Raw genomic sequence first — 12,692 nt, forward strand, 5'->3', positions numbered from 1 at the left:
CGCGACGGGCGTAGGAGAACGATGTGACAGCAGATCTGCCGCCACTCGATCCAGAACTCGCCACTGCCCTGGAGGAGATACCGGACCACTATCTCCCGAAAAATCTGTTCGATTTCGACGATATACCAGGGACTCGGAAACGGGTCACAGAGATTTACGAGGCTGTGTTCGACGAGCCGCCGGAAAGCAAACGAGTCGAATCCGAAGAGGTCACGATACCCGGACCCACGGAGAATCAGACGATCCGGCTCCGCATCCACCGCCCCGTTGATTCGACGGGGCCCCTTCCCTGTGTGTACTGGCTTCACGGCGGCGGTATGGTCGTCGGGGGAGTACAGAAGGAAGACGCTACCGCGCATCGACTCGTCGAGAACCTCAACTGTGTGGTGGTTGTAGTCGAATATCGACTTGTGCCCGAACATCCCTATCCCGCACCCGTGAACGACTGCTACACCGGGTTGAAGTGGCTCGGAAACAACGCCGAAGAGTTAAGCGTTGACGACACGCGGATAGCGATTGCCGGATCGAGTGCTGGCGGCGGACTCGCAGCCGCTGTTGCGCTCCGCGTCCGCGACGAAGGGGGGCCAGACACGTGTTTGCAGATGCTGCTTTCTCCGATGTTAGACGACCGTAACACCACCGAGTCGAGCAAGCAGGTCACCGATATCGGCATGTGGGACCGCGAGATGAACATCCGTGCCTGGGAGGCGTATCTCGGCGACCAGCGGGGTGAGGATAACATTCCGCCGTATGCCGCACCCGGGAGAGTCGAGGATCTATCCGGTCTCCCGCCAGCCTTCTTGGATATTGGGACACACGATGTCTTCCGCGACGAAACAGCGGCATATGCAGGTCGGCTCGCCAAAGACGGCGTGCAGACTGAATACCACCTCTGGCCTGGGGCCTGCCACGGCTACACAACCTTCGTCCCTGATGCCCAGCTATCCGAGGAAACGTGGACGGTTCGAATGAACGCACTACAGCGTGCGTTCGCCGAATAGCTAGGCGACGGACAGAGAAGCGTGGGCGCGCACGAAGCTAGTATCCGAGACCGAGAACGTAGTTCACGACCAGTCCGAGAGTGGCACACGAAAACAGCCCAGACAGCGTCCCGAAGGCCACGCCCCAGCCGAACAGGTCGGCAGTGAGGCCAACGCCAAACGATCCGGTCGCGCCGAAGACGGTGTAGACTGTTCTGACGAGTCCGAAGGCCGTGCCACGCTCCGCATCGGAGAGTGCGTCCATGAATCGCGGGTCGAGCGCCGAAAAGAAACTCGACCCGATACCCGTCAGCACGATACCAGCAATCATCGCTGGGAGCCACGCGCCCAGAAGAACCAGAACGATCCCGGACGCGCCAGCGAGCATCGAGACAGCGAGCGAGAGATCCCGGCCGTACGCGTCGGAGGCGCGTCCAAGCGCGACCTGACCGCCAGCCCGGAGGACGAAAAACGCGGAAAACGCGATTCCAGCCGTGGTCGGCGTGTAGCCGTGAAAGGCGACGAGAAAGGCAGGGAAAAAGGACAGCAGGCCCTGCACGGCGTAGGTGCCCGCAATCGCGATCAGCAGCGGAAAGGCGATGGTCGACCGGGAAAGCACCGTTCGGATCGCGTCCCGGTCGACTCCCTCTCGCAGCGAGATGTCCGGTCGCGCCGGTTCGGTCGGTCGGATCCAAACGAGAAAGAGGACGAAAATCGGAAGGCCGACGGCCACAGTCAACACGACTGCGGGACGCCAGCCGAATCTGACGCCGACCCAGGCGGCCATCCCCGGCGCGACGAGTCCGGCCAGTGGGCCGCCAAGCGAGTGAAAGCCGACTGCAGTGCCGAGGTTGTCGAACGTCTTCGAGAGCAGCGTCGTCGCGACGGCGTAGTGGAGGCCAGCGACTCCGCCGAGAGCGATCGCCGCGAGGGCGAAGACGACATACAGGGGAGCCAGCGCGAGTAGAACGCTCATCACCGTCGTTCCGCCGACAGCGACGAGGATGATGGTTTTCTCACCGTATCTGTCTGCGAGAATCCCGCTCGGGAACTGGGCGACCCCGTACGCCAGCCACATCCCCGTCAGGGCAACCCCGATCAGCGTATTCGAGATGGCAAAGTCATCGACAATAAAGGGGACGAGCGGGCTGATAGCCAGCCGTGCGAAGTAGGTGACGAAAAACGCCAGCATACACAGAACCAACACCGTGTGTCGATACCGCCAGTTCATAGCGTGTACCTGAGAGACGAGTGCGAATGCGCATGAGCGTGGTGTTTCACCGGTACGCAATCGGGTGCCGATTAGCTGAATGCAGGCGCTAAGCCCCCTCCTTCAAGGAGTCGTTCGAGAATTGAAGATTCTCGTGATCACGGAAATCTCCGATTTCCGGACGACACCGCAGTCCGTGCCAGCGGACAAGGAGCGCAGTAGGGAGGAGATACAGCGCCGTCATCGTCTTTCATACACTGTTCTATTCTCGACCCACAGGCCCACGCAGTCGTAACTTCTTTCGACTAGACTCTACAGATATTAACTGAACCCAATAGAATACGACCTCGACACGGGAGCGCACTCGGTGTATTCGCTCCATTACCACCTGATACTCACCACCAAGTATCGACGTGGTGTGCTCACCGAGGAGCGAACCCAATTCATTCGCGGGGTCATCGAGGGGTTCGCAGATAACTATGGTGTCACACTGACCAACCTCGACGGTGAGGACGACCACGTTCATATCCTGTTCCGGGCCGAGCCAACCACAGACCTCGTGAAGTTCATCAGCACTGTCAAAGGTGCAACTGCTCGACGCATCCGAAACGAGTACGAAGATGAACTCAAAACCGACCTGTGGGGCGATTCGTTCTGGAACGATTCGTACTGTCTCATCTCGACAGGACAAGTCTCACTGGATGTGTTGAAAGAGTACGTCGAAAACCAGCGAACATGAACTACAACTACAGGTATCGCCTCAAGCCGACCAAAAGCCAGCGTGAGACACTGGACTACCACCGCGATATCTGTAGACAACTCTATAATCACGCCCTGTACCGCTTCAACCAAATTCCCGAAGATGAGGGCACTGTCAAACAGCGTGTGCGGACAATCCGTGACGAGCTTCCCGACCTCAAAGACTGGTGGGACGCACTTACCGACGTGTACTCGAAAGTGCTTCAGCCCACTGTCATGCGGATTGCGAAAAACATCAACACACTGGGGAAGCTCAAAGAACAGGGCTACAAGGTTGGTAAACTTCGGTGGAAATCACCTCGGGAGTTTCGCAGTTTCACCTACAACCAGTCTGGCTTCGAACTCGACAAGAAGAGTGGTCAGACCGTGTTGTCGCTGTCGAAACTCGCAGACATTCCCATCCAACTCCACCGACCACTGCCCGAGGACGCCACAGTCAAAGAAGTCACGCTCAAAAAAGAGAAGACTGGCGAGTGGTTCGCCATTTTCGGCATCGAGATGGACACGAAACCGCCAACCAAGCCGTCCATAGCGGATATTGACACTGACGAGATGGTCGGCATCGATGTGGGTATTCTGAAGTACGCCCACGACACAGACGGCACGGCGGTCGAATCACTCGACCTCTCGGAAGAACGCGACAGACTCGAACGAGAGCAGCGAAAGCTCTCACGCAAAGAGTACGAGTCGAACAACTGGGAGAAGCAACGTCAGCGTGTCGCTGAGTGCCATTTCGACATCAAGCGCAAGCGGCGTGATTTCTTGCATAAACTCTCGAACTACTACGCTCGGGAGTACGAGCTAGTCGCGGTCGAAGACCTTGGCGTGAAAGGGATGCTCAAACAGCCGCGCAACAGCCGCAACATGGTATCGGCGGCGTGGAATACCTTCACTGATATGCTCGAAACGAAGTGTGAGCAGGAAGGCACGCACTTCGTGGAAGTTGACCCCGAAGGAACCACCAAAGAGTGCGCTCAGTGTGGCGTCGAAACCGACAAACCGCTGTGGGTGCGTGAACATTCTTGTCCGGCTTGTGGTTTCGAGGCGGACAGAGACGCAAACGCAGCGTGGAACATTCTTTTTCGCGGACTCACCAAACTAGGAGTGGGTCACTCCGAAGGCACGCCTGTGGAGACTGCGCTCCCTGCGGGAACTGCGGTTGTTCCTGCAAAGCGCGTCTTGGAAACAGGAAGCCCCACCCTCAGCGAGCGCGTCAGTGCGAGCAGGGTGGGGTAGTTCACTTCTGGAACGACCCGAACAGTCCTCCGAGGCCGCCGATTGCGACCAGCACCCCGGCCAGCATGAACACGTCCAGCCCCACGGCGCTCTCGACGACGGCAATCGGGATCGTTTGCCCGTCGATTTCGATGGTTCCGGTCGTGACGGTTTCGGCCAGCATGGTCCGGAGGAAGAATCCACCAGCGACCATGAGACCACCGAGTATCAGTGTGACGAGCGCCGAGAGCCGTCCCAGCCCGGTACCCCACGAGAGGGCGGGGAGGAGTACACCGAGCAACACGGGGATCAGCACGAGCACCGAAATTTCGAGTGCCATCCCGTTCCAGCTCTGACTGCCTTCGATTGAGACAACCCACGGCAGAAACAGCGAGACGCCAGCGAGAACCCCGCCGCCGAGCGCGAGAAGTCTGCTCGAACTCCAGTTCGAGATTCCACCCTGCTGTGCGTTCTGCGGCGGTGCGGTGTTCTGGTGCTGGTTCTGCGGTGGTGCGGCATGCTGTTGCTGGTCCCGTGGCTGTGCAGATCCCTGCTGTGCGTTCTGCGGTGGTGTCTGCTGGTTCTGCGGTGCGGTCCCCTGTGGCGGTTGTTGGTTCTGTGGCTGTGTGGGTTCCTGCCGGGAGTTTCGGGGCGGTGCAGTTCCCTGCTGTGGCGGTTCGGTACGCTGTCGTGGGTCGGACTGTCCGTGACCGCGCGCTGGCTGACCGGGGGGCTGTTCAGCTGGTGGCTGCCCCGCTCCAGTCTGCGCCCCGCCGCCTGCCTGTTTGCTGCCAGGTGGTGACTCCGCGCCGGGGTCGTCCGTCGCCGCGGACGGCTGGTCAGCCGAGTGAAAGAACGTCGCCGGATCGAGAATCGAAACGTCGTGCTCACGGGCGGTGTCGGCCACGTCGTCGGGGACCCTCCCCGCTGTGACCAGTTCCGCGGCGTCGGCCTCTGTCTCGTCGGCCTGCTCTGCGAGCCACGTGCAGTGCTCGGCCCGCACGGTCGCTTCGGGATTGGGCAGAACAGCGAGGACGCGGCGCTGGTCAGTCTCCGGGTCGAGTGCCGCAATCTGGTACACGCCGGGTGACACCTCGGTTCGGTCGATGCGCCAGCCCTCGTCTGTGAGTCTGTTCTCGACAGCACCGAGCAGTTCGGGGGAATCTCCCGAAGAATCAGCCATGTTGCGATCCATCTGTCCCCCCGTACTAAATGGCATGAACGCTGTAAGTACTGCCGACACGCACAGTCGAGACAGCAAAACAGGTGCGTGATCCGTTCACCCAACTTCCGGGACGGATCAGTTGTCGAAGCGGGCCTGGACGAACGGCTGAACCTCCTCGATGTCGCCGAGTCGGGAGTCCGAAAGCAGGACCGTCTCGGTCTCCTCGACCGGGACCGAGAGGCTGATCTCCTTGGTGCGGCCGTACCGCCCCTTCGAGACGACGACGGCGTTGACGATCCCGAGCATGTCGAGTTCGCTGATGAGGTCCGTGACGCGACGCTGGGTGAGCACGTCGGCGTCGATCTCCTCACAGAGGCGCTTGTAGATGTTGTACACCTCGCCCGTGTTGATGTTGTGGACGCCCTGCTTTTCGAGCAGGATGATCGCAAACAGGACGAGTTTGGACTGCTGGGGGAGGGTTCGGACGACTTCGACGACGCGGTCGAGTTCGATCTTCTCCTGGGCCTGTCGGACGTGGTCCTCCTCGACGTTGTCAGTCTGGTCGCGCTCGGCGAGTTCACCCGCCGTCCGCAGCAGGTCGAGCGCGCGCCGGGCGTCGCCGTGTTCCTGTGCCGCGAATGCAGCACACAGCGGGATCACGTCGTCGGTGAGCGCGCTCGGTTTGAACGCGGCCTCGGCGCGGTGTTCGAGGATGTCCCGGAGTTGATTCGCGTCGTAGGGCGGGAAGACGATTTCCTCCTCGCCGAGACTCGACTTGACGCGCGGGTCCAGAAAGTCAGTGAACTTCAGGTCGTTCGAGATGCCGATGATCGAGACGCGAGAGCGTTCGAGTTCGTTGTTCATCCGCGAGAGGTTGTAGAGCGTGTCGTCGCCCGACTTCTCGACGAGTTTGTCGATCTCGTCGAGCATGATCACGACCACGCGCTCCCGGTAGTCGACGGCGTCGAAAAACGAACTGTAGACGCGGTCGGTCGGCCAGCCAGTCATCGGCACCTCGTCGAACTCGTCGCGCTCGTCGCGAAGTGATTCGATCTGTTCTGTCAGTTGATCGCGGGAGGAAAACTCGGTGTCGGTGAGGGCGCTCGGGTCCGACTCGGCCCGCTCGGCCAGCGACTCGGCGGCCTCGATGTCGGCCTCGATGGCCTCGCGGTTCCGCTCGATGAAGGTGTTTGCGAGTTGGGCGAGCACGCGATACTGGGTGTCGGTCACCTCGCAGTTGATGTACTGCACCTCGCAGGGCACCTCGTACTTCTCGGAGGTCGATTCGAGTTCGTCGCTGACGAACTTCGCGCTCGCAGTCTTGCCCGTCCCCGTCTTGCCGTAGATGAGGATGTTCGACGGCGTATCGCCCCGGAGCGCCGAGACGAGAATAGTGGCCATGTTGTTGATCTGCTCCTCGCGATGGGGGAGTTTCCGGGGCGTGTACGACGGACGAAGCACCTCCTTGTTCTCGAAGATCGGTTCGCCGTCGAGCAAGTTATCGAACAGCCCCTGCGAGGCCTCATCGTCACCACCCTCGATATCGTCGAGCAAGATATCGTCGAGTCCGTCCTCGTCGGATAAACTACCATCGCCGGACGGGGTCGACTCGAAGCCCACATCGTCCGGCTCGTCACCGTCGGTGGTTTCTGGGGTGGCGTCGTCAGCCTCCGGTGTGTCGTCGCCATCGTCGGGGACCGCAGAATCGGACATCTCATCGTCAGCAGTCGCAGTATCCAGGTCGGCTACTCCAGCCGATTCGCTGGGATCGATATCGCTCTCGCCACCGCCCTCGGATGATTTATTCCTCTCTGTCATGCGGTTTCGTGCCCTCTGTTTCGGGTGGAAGTCTCGCGCGCCGACGCGAATTTGCCCGCATCCCCGGGTAACGCCGACACATAGGGGGTACTGCGAGTGCCAGTCGCGTCCAGTTGAACCACCAGAAACGGCGGTTGATACTATATTAAAGATTTCGGTCGTGAGTAGACCAGATCGAGAAGGAGGATATTTAAATGAGCGCACGGAGACCGGGCGCAGTCAGTCCACGTCACGGACGGCAGCGTCGTCGTCGACCGATTCTCTCTTCACGGCCGGGTCCGGTCGTGATTCGTCGATGACGGTGTCCTGCCACCGGCCGAGGCGAAACCAGACAACTGCGATCACGAAGGAGAGGGCAGCACCGACAGCGAAGGCGATCCAGATCCCCTCGACACCGACGCCGAGCGTCGGGATCGCGAGGTCGGTTCCGGGGACCGTGATCGCGGAGAAGGCGACGACTATCGCGACCGGGACGCGAAAGACCCACCGCGAGAGAAAGGACAGCGCCATCGCGACTTTCGTCTGTCCGGCACCGCGAAAGGCTCCCTGAATGACCATCGTCCCGCCGAAGGCCGCCCAGAACGGCGCGATGATGTACAGGAATCCGACGCCCTCGGTGATGACTGCCGGGTCGTCGACGAAAATCCCCAGCATGAACCGGGGGAAGAGCAGACAGACCGCCGCCGCGGCCCCGAGCAGTCCCATCGTTCCGGCGGTCGCGACGTAGGTGACACGCCAAGCACGGTCGGGCGTGTTCGCACCCAGGTTCTGTCCCACGCCGGTCGCAGTCGCCTGTCCGACCGCGCCAGCGACCGACCACGTGACCGACATCAGCCGAACACCGATCCCGTAGGCAGCGACCGCCGCCGTGCCAAAGGGCGTGACGAAGGCGGCCATGACGACCGCAGCGAAACTCCGCGCCCAGCCGTCGATCGTCGCCGGATAGCCGATCGACAGTAGCCTCCCCAGCACGCTGAGGTCCGGTCGGAGGTCACGGAGATACAGGCGCACGCCGAAGCCGCCACGCAGCAGAAAGTAGATCCCCGCCGCAGTCGCACCCGCCCGGGCGATGAGCGTCGCCACCGCCGCGCCGCGAGTACCCATCGCCGGGAACGGTCCCCAGCCGAGGATCAGAAACGGGTCGAGAACGACGTTGCCGCCAGCAGAGGCGACCATCAGCCACATCGCAGTTTTCGTATCCCCGGCCCCCTGCAGGGAGGCGCGAAAGCCCATGAACAGGAAGGTAAAGGGAAGCGCGAGAAAGATGACCTCGATGTACGCGAGTGCGTCGGTAAACACCGCGCCCTCCGCACCCATCAGCGTCAGGACCGTCGTGCGAAATCGCCAGCCGACGGCCGCGAGAAGCCCCGAGACAGCAACTGCGAGCAACATCGTCTGTGCGACGACCTGGTCGGCCTGCCGATCGTTGCCCGCTCCGACGTGCTGGGAGACGACGGCGATCGTCGAGGCAGTGATACCCATCGCCGTCGAGACAAAGAGCCACGAGAGGGGAAACATCAGCGATACCGCTGCGACCGCCTCCGAGTCGACCCGACCCACCCAGAACATATCCGCGAGGTTGTACACCGTCTGAAGCAGGTTGCCGAGCACGAGCGGCCACGCCAGCGTGAGGAGACTCGGCGCTATCGCCCCCGCCGTCATGTCGACGCGCTGGCGGTCCGTCTCGGGCACTGCCGATCGATTTGTCTCCAGCCGAATGAAACCCGCGGCTACCCGATGCGCGACGGGTCAGATGACGGCAACCGCGTCTCGAATTTAGCTCTCGTCTGTAGTCTTCACACCGGGCACGCGCCCGCTCGCCGACGAGCGGACGTTTTCGATCTTGTCACCGACCGAGATGCGCGTCTCGCCGATGGTCGCGCCGACGAGCGCGCCGACTGCGCCGCCGGTGCTCGCCGCGTTGCGACTGATCAATCCGCCAATCGCTGCGCCGATTGCCGCACCGATCGCTGCGTACCGTGCGCGACTGAGCGCCAGTTTGAGTCCCATAGTTCTATTTCGTCCAGTTGATACAAAAGGGTACGTATTGGCGAACGACACAACAGGGCGAACTCGGCGGGCGGCCCGTCAGTAGGCGTCACCCGCTGGACTGACGTCGAGTACCTCGACGGCAGCGAGTACGAGTGCGTCGGGTTCGACGTCGCCGCGTGCGGACTGGTACCGGTCCCGTTGCAGCACCGCCGCGACGACGGCCTGCGTCTCGGCGCGCGTCTCCATCACGTCTTCGACGTCGTCGATGTCGTGTTCCGCACAGTACACCCCCTGAATCTCCCAGCTGTGCCCCTCGTAACACGAGACTGCGACCGTCACGGAGTCACCCTCGCGCAGCCGTGTCCCATCGCAGGCCCGGCAGCCGACGGTCCCGTCAGTGAAATTCTGTTTGATCGCGAGGCTCTCGACGACCAGTCCGGAGAGCGTCTCGACGAGTCGGTCATCAGATGGTGGAGCCTGCATACGCGGAGCGACGGGCTACAAGCAGATAGACCTTGAGCAAACGAGCGGCCCAACCGCTACCGACGCCAGAATGCGCCGGTGAACACCACCAGCACGGGAATGATCTCGAGCCGACCGGCCCACATCAGAAAGACCATAAACAGCTTCGAGGTGTTCGGGAAGTCGAGATAGCTCCCGAACGGGCCGAGCGGGCCAAATCCGGGGCCGATGTTTCCGATCGTCGCGAGGCTGGCGCTGAGCGCGTCGATGGGAGTGAGGGCGATGTCGGTCGTGCGGCTGGCGTCGACGGCGATGATGACTGCGCCGAGTCCGAGCAACACGAGATACAGGAGCGTGAACCCGATCACGCCACGCACCGCGCCCTCGTCGACGACGTGATGGCCGAGTCGGATCGGCTCGACGACGTCCGGATGCGAGGCCGTGTCGAGTTCGCGCTTGCCAGCCTTGAGGACGATTAGCCACCGGACGATCTTGATTCCGCCACCGGTCGATCCGGCGGAGCCGCCGATGAACATCGCAAAGAGGATAACCATCTGTGCGGCAGTGTCCCACTGCGCGAAGTCGCTGGTCGCAAAGCCCGTCGAGTTCATCAGCGAGCCGATCTGGAAGGCGGCCTGCCGTGCGGCGTTTTCGAGGTGTCCCGCGGTCGTCCCGCCCAGTCGCAGGGACGGGGCCGCCCCCGCGTACAGCACACCGGCGAGCACGAGCATCAACAGCGCGAGCGCGCCGAGATACCCCCGGAACTCGGCGTCGTTCAGTACTGTGGTGGTGTCGCGGTTCAACAGATACCAGAAGAGCGCGAAGTTCGTCCCCGCGACGACCATAAACGGGATCACGAGCCACTGCACGGCGGGGTCGAAGGCGGCGATGCTGTCGGCCTCCGGGGAGAACCCCCCCGTCGGCAGCGTCGAGAGGCCGTGTGCGACCGCGTTGTAGAGGGTCATGTCCGGCGCGAGGCTGCTGTCGAGCACCAGATGGCTGTAATGCAGCGCAGTCATCAGGAAGACGAAAAGCAGCGTGAAGCCGAGATAGACGAGCCAGAGCACTCGCGCAGTCTCGGCGATCCGTGGGGTGAGTCGCTGCAGTTCTGGGCCTGGTGCCTCCTGTTCCATCAACTGTGCCCCGTTGATCGCGATCTCGGGGAGGATGGCGATCATCAGGACGATGATTCCCATCCCGCCGAGCCACTGGGTGAGCTGTCGCCAGATCAACAGCGCGTGTGAGTGCTGCTCGGTCGAAATGTCGCCCATGACGGTCGCGCCAGTCGTCGTGAAGCCACTCATCGATTCGAAGAGTGCGTTGACGGGGTGAGCGAGCGTCGACTCGGTCCCCATCCCGGCGAGTAGATATGGGATCGAACCGACGAACGCAGCGCCGAGCCACGCGAGCGCGACGAGCAGGAGTGCCTCCGGCGGCCCGAGGTCGCCGTCGGTGTCAGCCTGTTCGAGCGCGAACCCGATGAGGACGAAAATCCCCATCGATGCCAGGAAGACGACCGTGTCTTCGCCGTAGACGAGACTCGTCACGAGCGGTACCACCATCGCGACTGCCAGCCACTTGATGACGGTACCCGTCAGCGCGACACTTTGCCGCCAGTTGACGTACGTTGCCATGGTTTCCTCGTCAGTACCGAGACGGTAGCGACCGATGAATCAGGACGGAGCGGCACGACCGCCGGGCGAGCGGATCCACGCGACCATCTCGAACATGACGGACTTCCATGGGTTATCGGCTTAAGCCCATCGGAGTCGGCCCCGTGTACGACCGCCGTTCGCGTCGCGACATCCGAGAAGCACGACGGGCACGGCCACAGCGGTGAGCGCACCCGATGGTATATGTGGCAGAAGCCATACTGTGTATTGAAACGAGTTACCATGCACCGAATCCTGTGTGAGAGACATGAGCGACGATGACCAGCCCGCCTCGGAGAATCCGCCCGAAGCGGTCGGGACCGGGTCTTCAGCAGCGGTAACAGAACGATACTCCGACATGTTGGGCCGGTTCGTTCAGGGAACCGAGCTAGCCGCTGCGACCATCTTCGCGATTCTCTTCGCGGTGGGTGTGATCGATTTGACGCTCCAGATACTCGGGGCCGTCCGGTCTGGTCGTATCACCGATCCGCTTGTCGTTATCGGCTTCATCGACACCGGACTGCTCCTGTTGATCATCGTCGAGGTGTACCAGACGGTACTCGCGTACGTCGAAGAGAGCAACACCCGACGGATCGTTCGGCTAGTGATCTACACCGGCGTCATCGCGATGGTCAGAAAGGCCATCATCTTTCGAACGGGCGAGTACGCAACGCTGCAGGACGCCCTGCTCGCCGCTGGCGCATACGCACTCATCATCTTCGCGCTGGTTGCCCTCCTGTTCGCCGAGCGGAACTTCGGAGACGAGTAACGCATACTGTCGACTGTACGGACAAATATTCGCACCCAGGCGGCGAATTGCGTTCGAGATGGTATAGTCGACAGTATCAGGCGTCGACAACCTCGAAGAGGTTTCCCCAGTCGTCGTCTTCGGGCAGCGAGTCTCGCAGTTGCTGGAAGTCGGACTCCGGAACGAGCGTGTGCACGAGGTCGATGATAACGCGAGCGTGATACGCCGCCTCGGCCGGGTCGGTCTGTTCGATCGCTGTCACGCGGTCGACAAACTCCGACCAGTCGAAGCGCTGTCCGTGGTCGTGAACTGCGCCGGTCATGTACCACTTGATCTCCATCGGGAGTGAAGCCGCGAGGTCTGCCGCGTTGCCTTCCGGGAGCCGTTGCCCGAGCGTCAGAAGCGTCGCCCGGGACGCCCGCACCGCCTCGCCGGTGCCGGGCAGTTCGAGTCGATTCTGTACCGTGCCGGTGAACTCGTCGAAATCCATACGGGTAGCTATTCGAGAGAAATTCATATAAGTAGATAGTTAGTTCTCATCGTATGAGAATTGTGTGAGGAGAGCAGTACGCCCCATGACAGTCGGCGCGCTGGCGGCAACCACCTGCAATCAGCGAACGGACGGAGTTCGCGTACTGCTGGCTGTACGTCCGTTAAATAGTTTTGAAATGTGATAGCAACAGTATCAGTT

The 12,692-nt window shown here is 61.6% G+C and carries 12 protein-coding genes; 4 read left to right on the top strand and 8 right to left on the bottom strand.

What is annotated here, in order from left to right; translation table 11 throughout:
• Positions 1-23: 23 nt before the first annotated feature.
• Positions 24-1,001: an alpha/beta hydrolase gene (locus tag ACMGFL_RS14790; protein WP_436936304.1), complete on the top strand. Its 978-nt coding sequence runs from the start codon at positions 24-26 to the stop codon at positions 999-1,001.
• Positions 1,002-1,038: 37 nt separating this feature from the next.
• Here ACMGFL_RS14790 and ACMGFL_RS14795 read toward each other — a convergent pair whose 3' ends face one another.
• Entirely contained in the window at positions 1,039-2,211 is a 1,173-nt protein-coding gene (locus ACMGFL_RS14795; RefSeq protein ID WP_436936305.1) for an MFS transporter, read from the bottom strand.
• A gap of 313 nt (positions 2,212-2,524) precedes the next feature.
• On the opposite strand from ACMGFL_RS14795, the gene tnpA reads away from it, so the two are divergent.
• Both tnpA and ACMGFL_RS14805 read left to right on the top strand, forming a co-directional pair.
• The gene (gene tnpA, locus ACMGFL_RS14800; protein ID WP_436936463.1) at positions 2,525-2,929 is read left to right on the top strand and encodes an IS200/IS605 family transposase; all 405 of its coding nucleotides are present in this window, start codon (positions 2,525-2,527) and stop codon (positions 2,927-2,929) included.
• Positions 2,926-4,185 (top strand): RNA-guided endonuclease InsQ/TnpB family protein, encoded by a 1,260-nt coding sequence (locus ACMGFL_RS14805; RefSeq protein WP_436936306.1) that lies wholly within the window; start codon positions 2,926-2,928, stop codon positions 4,183-4,185. Before tnpA ends, ACMGFL_RS14805 begins: the two co-directional genes overlap by 4 nt.
• A 1-nt stretch (position 4,186) precedes the next feature.
• Here the strand turns inward: ACMGFL_RS14805 and ACMGFL_RS14810 are convergent, their stop codons facing one another.
• From ACMGFL_RS14810 to ACMGFL_RS14835, 6 genes are all read right to left on the bottom strand, one after another.
• On the bottom strand, positions 4,187-5,347 hold the full coding sequence (locus ACMGFL_RS14810) for a hypothetical protein (RefSeq protein ID WP_436936307.1): 1,161 nt from the start codon (positions 5,345-5,347) through the stop codon (positions 4,187-4,189).
• Positions 5,348-5,464: 117 nt separating this feature from the next.
• Positions 5,465-7,147 carry a Cdc6/Cdc18 family protein gene (locus ACMGFL_RS14815; protein ID WP_436936308.1) on the bottom strand — a complete coding sequence of 561 codons (1,683 nt, stop codon included), beginning with the start codon at positions 7,145-7,147 and terminating at the stop codon, positions 5,465-5,467.
• Positions 7,148-7,366: 219 nt separating this feature from the next.
• Positions 7,367-8,809, bottom strand: a complete 1,443-nt coding sequence (locus ACMGFL_RS14820) for an MATE family efflux transporter (protein WP_436936464.1) — start codon at positions 8,807-8,809, stop codon at positions 7,367-7,369.
• A 114-nt stretch (positions 8,810-8,923) separates the two neighbouring features.
• Positions 8,924-9,157 carry a YMGG-like glycine zipper-containing protein gene (locus ACMGFL_RS14825; RefSeq protein ID WP_436936309.1) on the bottom strand — a complete coding sequence of 78 codons (234 nt, stop codon included), beginning with the start codon at positions 9,155-9,157 and terminating at the stop codon, positions 8,924-8,926.
• 78 nt (positions 9,158-9,235) lie between these two features.
• Positions 9,236-9,622, bottom strand: a complete 387-nt coding sequence (locus ACMGFL_RS14830) for a DUF8112 family protein (RefSeq protein ID WP_436936310.1) — start codon at positions 9,620-9,622, stop codon at positions 9,236-9,238.
• Positions 9,623-9,678: 56 nt separating this feature from the next.
• Complete coding sequence (locus tag ACMGFL_RS14835; RefSeq protein WP_436936311.1) at positions 9,679-11,235, bottom strand: TrkH family potassium uptake protein; 1,557 nt, start codon at positions 11,233-11,235, stop codon at positions 9,679-9,681.
• A gap of 286 nt (positions 11,236-11,521) precedes the next feature.
• On the opposite strand from ACMGFL_RS14835, the gene ACMGFL_RS14840 reads away from it, so the two are divergent.
• Entirely contained in the window at positions 11,522-12,022 is a 501-nt protein-coding gene (locus ACMGFL_RS14840; RefSeq protein WP_436936312.1) for a phosphate-starvation-inducible PsiE family protein, read from the top strand.
• A 76-nt stretch (positions 12,023-12,098) separates the two neighbouring features.
• On the opposite strand, the gene ACMGFL_RS14845 is transcribed toward ACMGFL_RS14840, so the two are convergent.
• Entirely contained in the window at positions 12,099-12,491 is a 393-nt protein-coding gene (locus tag ACMGFL_RS14845; RefSeq protein ID WP_436936313.1) for a DUF2267 domain-containing protein, read from the bottom strand.
• Between the last annotated feature and the right edge of the window lie 201 nt (positions 12,492-12,692).

Source organism: Halovenus marina, assembly GCF_051414115.1.
GTDB classification, from domain to species: Archaea; Halobacteriota; Halobacteria; order Halobacteriales; family Haloarculaceae; genus Halovenus; species Halovenus marina.

Coding starts and splice junctions, on each gene's coding strand:
- ACMGFL_RS14795 (WP_436936305.1), bottom strand. CDS start 2,211: ATGAACTGGCGGTATCGACACACGGTGTTGGTTCTGTGTATGCTGGCG.
- ACMGFL_RS14805 (WP_436936306.1), top strand. CDS start 2,926: ATGAACTACAACTACAGGTATCGCCTCAAGCCGACCAAAAGCCAGCGT.
- ACMGFL_RS14810 (WP_436936307.1), bottom strand. CDS start 5,347: ATGGCTGATTCTTCGGGAGATTCCCCCGAACTGCTCGGTGCTGTCGAG.
- ACMGFL_RS14815 (WP_436936308.1), bottom strand. CDS start 7,147: ATGACAGAGAGGAATAAATCATCCGAGGGCGGTGGCGAGAGCGATATC.
- ACMGFL_RS14820 (WP_436936464.1), bottom strand. CDS start 8,809: ATGACGGCGGGGGCGATAGCGCCGAGTCTCCTCACGCTGGCGTGGCCG.
- ACMGFL_RS14825 (WP_436936309.1), bottom strand. CDS start 9,157: ATGGGACTCAAACTGGCGCTCAGTCGCGCACGGTACGCAGCGATCGGT.
- ACMGFL_RS14830 (WP_436936310.1), bottom strand. CDS start 9,622: ATGCAGGCTCCACCATCTGATGACCGACTCGTCGAGACGCTCTCCGGA.
- ACMGFL_RS14835 (WP_436936311.1), bottom strand. CDS start 11,235: ATGGCAACGTACGTCAACTGGCGGCAAAGTGTCGCGCTGACGGGTACC.
- ACMGFL_RS14840 (WP_436936312.1), top strand. CDS start 11,522: ATGAGCGACGATGACCAGCCCGCCTCGGAGAATCCGCCCGAAGCGGTC.
- ACMGFL_RS14845 (WP_436936313.1), bottom strand. CDS start 12,491: ATGGATTTCGACGAGTTCACCGGCACGGTACAGAATCGACTCGAACTG.